We start from the raw sequence: 3,234 nt of genomic DNA, 5'->3' as shown, positions 1-3,234 counted from the left end.
GGGAACTTCTTGGCAGGCAAGGTCGTCGCCGTCACCGGCGCCGGCCGGGGCATCGGGCGGGCCGTGGCACTCGCCGCGGCCGCCGAGGGCGCCAAGGTCGTCGTCAACGACTACGGGGTCGGGATCGAGGGCGCGGAGCCCACCAGCGAGATCGCCGAGGCCGTGGTGAAGGAGATCACCGCCCTCGACGGGGAGGCCGTCGCCGTCGCCGACGACATCTCCACGATGGCGGGCGGCCAGCGCCTCGTCGACACCGCGCTCGCGCGGTACGGCCGTATCGACGGGGTCGTGTGCGTGGCCGGCATCCTGCGCGAACGGATGCTGTTCAACATGTCCGAAGAGGAGTGGGACCCGGTCATCGCCACCCACCTCAAGGGCACCTTCACCGTCTTCCGTGCCGCCTCCGCCGTCATGCGCAGGCAGGGCACGGGGACCCTGATCGGCTTCACCAGCGGCAACCACCAGGGTTCCGTCGCCCAGGCCAACTACAGCGCCGCCAAGGGCGGGATCATCTCCCTCGTCCGCTCGGCCGCGCTGGGCCTGGCCAAGTACGGGGTCACGGCCAACGCCGTCGCACCCGTCGCCCGCACCCGCATGTCCGCCAACGTCCCCATGGAGCTCAAGGAGATCGGCGACCCCGAGGACGTGGCGGCGCTGGTCACCTACCTGCTCAGCGACCGGGCCAGGGCCGAGGACATCACCGGGCAGGTCTACACGATCGCCGGCCCGAAGATCGCCGTCTGGGCCCAGCCGCGCGAGCTGCGCGCCGGATACGCCGAGGGCTCCTGGACGCCGGAGAAGATCGCCGACTTCCTGCCGGGCACGGTGGGCACCGACCCGATGCCGATGCTGGCGCAGCTGGAGGCCATGGCCAAGGCGGCGGCCGCCAAGGACCGCCCCAACGCGTAGGACCGACCGGACAGGACCAGGGGGAGCGGCGTGGACTTCAGCTTCGGGGCCGAGGACGAGGAGCTGCGCGGGCGCGCCCGGGCGTGGCTGTCGGAGCATCTCGTGGGCCCGTACGGCCGGGCCGTCGGTCTCGGCGGGCCGGGCAGCGAGCACGAAGGCGCCGGGATCCGGCGGGCGTGGGAGCGCGAGCTCGGCCGGGACGGCTGGATCGGGCAGGGCTGGGAGGCCGACGGGTGGGGCAACCGGCGGCTGTCCCTGACCGGCCAGGTGGTGTGGGCCGAGGAGTACGCGGCCCTGCGCGCGCCCGGCCGGGTCGGCCACATCGGCGAGAACCTCCTCGCCCCGACACTCATCGCCTACGGGTCGCCCGAGCAGCAAGGCCGCTTCCTGCCCGGCATCGCGCGGGGCGAGGAACTGTGGTGCCAGGGCTACAGCGAGCCGGGCGCCGGGTCCGACCTCGCCGGGATCCGGACGGCCGCGGTACGGGACACGGCCGACGGGCTGTACCGGGTGACCGGCCAGAAGATCTGGACCTCGCTCGCCCACGACGCCGACTGGTGCTTCGTCCTGGCCCGCACCGAGCCCGGCTCACGCCGCCACCGGGGGCTGTCGTTCCTGCTCGTCCGCATGGACCAGCCCGGCCGCGTCGAGGTCCGGCCGATCCGGCAGATGTCCGGCACGAGCGAGTTCAACGAGGTGTTCTTCGACGGGGCGGTCGCGGCGGAGATCGTCGGCGCCGAGGGTGACGGCTGGACCGTGGCCATGGGTCTGCTCGCCCTGGAGCGGGGGGTCTCGACCCTGGTCCAGCAGATCGGGTTCGCGGCGGAACTGGAGCGCGTACTGGCGTCGTACGCGGCGCGGGCCGCCTCGGGCGCCGGGGACCCGGTCCTGCGGGAGCGCCTCGTCCGCCAGTGGGCCGAGCTGCGCACGATGCGGTGGAACGCGCTGCGTACCCTCGGCGCCCCGGGGGACGCGGGCGCCGCGGGGGACGCGGCCGACGTGGGCGCGCCCAGCGTGGCCAAGCTGCTGTGGGGCGGCTGGCACCGGCGGCTCGGGGAGCTGGCGGTGGAGGTCCGCGGCGCGGCGGCCACCGCCGGGCCGGCGGGCTGGGCGCCCGGGGTCCCGTACGAACGCGGACTCGACGAGGAGCAGCGCCTGTTCCTGTTCACCCGTGCCGACACCATCTACGGCGGCTCGGACGAGATCCAGCGGAACATCATCGCCGAGCGCGTGCTCGGCCTGCCTAAGGAGCCCAGGTGAGAGGCGTCGTGTTCGACGGCAAGCAGGCCCAGGTGGTCGACGACCTGGAAATCCGGGACCCGGGGCCGGGGGAGGTGCTGGTCGCGATCGGGGCGGCCGGGCTGTGCCACAGCGACCTGTCGGTGATCGACGGGACGATCCCCTTCCCGCCACCGGTGGTGCTCGGGCACGAGGGCGCGGGGATCGTGGAAGCGGTGGGCCCGGGCGTCACCCATGTGGAGCCCGGCGATCACGTGGCGCTGTCCACCCTGGCCAACTGCGGGGCATGCGCGGACTGCGACCGGGGCCGGCCCACGATGTGCCGCAAGGCGATCGGGATGCCGGGGCAGCCGTTCTCGCGGGGCGGGAAGCCGCTGTTCCAGTTCGCCTCCAACTCCGCCTTCGCGGAACGCACGATCGTCAAGGCCGTACAGGCCGTGAAGATCCCGGCCGACATCCCGCCGGCCTCGGCGGCGCTCATCGGCTGCGGGGTGCTGACGGGCGTGGGGGCGGTACTGAACCGGGCGCGTGTGGACCGGGGCGAGACGGTGGTCGTCATCGGCACCGGCGGCATCGGGCTGAACGTCCTGCAGGGGGCCCGGATCGCGGGTGCCACGACGATCGTGGCGGTGGACGCGAACCCGGCGAAGGAGACGGTGGCCCGGCAGTTCGGCGCCACGCACTTCGTCGACGCGTCCGCCGTCCCCGACGCGTCGGAGGCGGTCCGCGAGATCCTGCCGACCGGCGCCGATCACGCCTTCGAGTGCGTGGGCGACGTCAAGCTGATCCGTCAGGCGATCGACCTCCTCGACCGGCACGGGCAGGCGATCCTGCTCGGCGTGCCGGGCTTCCGGGAGGAGGCGTCGTTCCTCGTGTCGTCCATGTACCTGGACAAGACGATCATGGGCTGCCGGTACGGGTCCTCGCGCCCGCAGCGCGACATCGCGCTCTACGCCGAGCTCTACCGGCAGGGCAGGCTGCTGCTCGACGAGCTGGTGACGGAGGTCTATCCGGTCGAGGACTTCGCGAAGGCGGTGGACGACGCCCGTCACGGGCGGGTGGCGCGCGGGGTGCTCACTTTCTGAC

3 protein-coding genes are annotated in these 3,234 nt (G+C 73.4%); all 3 read left to right on the top strand.

The window, feature by feature from the left end; all coding sequences use genetic code 11:
- On the top strand, positions 1 to 909 hold a 909-nt coding region (locus tag ACWGIU_RS33740), incomplete at its 5' end, for an SDR family NAD(P)-dependent oxidoreductase (protein WP_453711914.1).
- 30 nt (positions 910 to 939) lie between these two features.
- Positions 940 to 2,169 carry an acyl-CoA dehydrogenase family protein gene (locus ACWGIU_RS33735; protein WP_453711913.1) on the top strand — a complete coding sequence of 410 codons (1,230 nt, stop codon included), beginning with the start codon at positions 940 to 942 and terminating at the stop codon, positions 2,167 to 2,169.
- On the top strand, positions 2,166 to 3,233 hold the full coding sequence (locus ACWGIU_RS33730) for a Zn-dependent alcohol dehydrogenase (protein WP_453711912.1): 1,068 nt from the start codon (positions 2,166 to 2,168) through the stop codon (positions 3,231 to 3,233). The genes ACWGIU_RS33735 and ACWGIU_RS33730 overlap by 4 nt, the downstream gene beginning before the upstream one ends.
- Position 3,234: the final 1 nt, after the last annotated feature.

The organism is Streptomyces sp. NPDC054840, assembly GCF_053611065.1.
The sequence above is the reverse complement of the archived record's forward strand: the minus strand, read 5'-3'. Positions and strand labels throughout refer to the sequence as shown.